Source organism: Bacillus sp. P4_D3, assembly GCF_056401855.1.
On the sequence record NZ_JBFUIN010001349.1, the window covers coordinates 1 to 524 of the forward strand.

Sequence of the window (524 nt, forward strand, 5' to 3'; positions counted from 1 at the left end):
GAACAGGTCCGTAAGTTGCTAAAATCATTTGATCTTTATTAAGTAATTTGAGCATTTCATCTGAAAGAAATGGATTTGGTAATAAACGTGGATACAGGATCGCTTGTGAAAAATCGAAATATTTACGGTGTTGGTTCATTACATATTGAGAACGCATAACATTAATAGATTTCGTTTGTTGCCATTGATACGGAATTGGTTTGAAATCTTTTCTTATTCGTTTATGTATATAGGCACCTTTTCCTTGCTCGATCCGTATATAATCTTTTGTTTCTAACTTTTTATATGCCTTACGAACTGTTAATAAGCTAATTTGTAAATCATCGGCCATAGAACGTAAAGAAGGGAGGTAATCGCCATGTGTAAGCATCCCGCTTTGAATCCTCTCAACAATTTGCATATATATTTGTTGGTAATATGGTATGTTGGATTCTTTACGTAGTACTATCTTCATAGAATCACCTGTTTTTCTTTTTAATTTAATTAAAGCGAAAAACATTCTGACAATCAACTATATTTTTTTC

Annotated in this window: 1 protein-coding gene; it reads right to left on the minus strand. The window is 31.9% G+C overall.

Translation table 11 applies throughout. The annotated features are described in order from the left end of the window. On the minus strand, positions 1-454 hold a 454-nt coding region (locus tag AC1DTM_RS31265; RefSeq protein WP_477001797.1), incomplete at its 3' end, for a GntR family transcriptional regulator. Positions 455-524 lie beyond the last annotated feature (70 nt).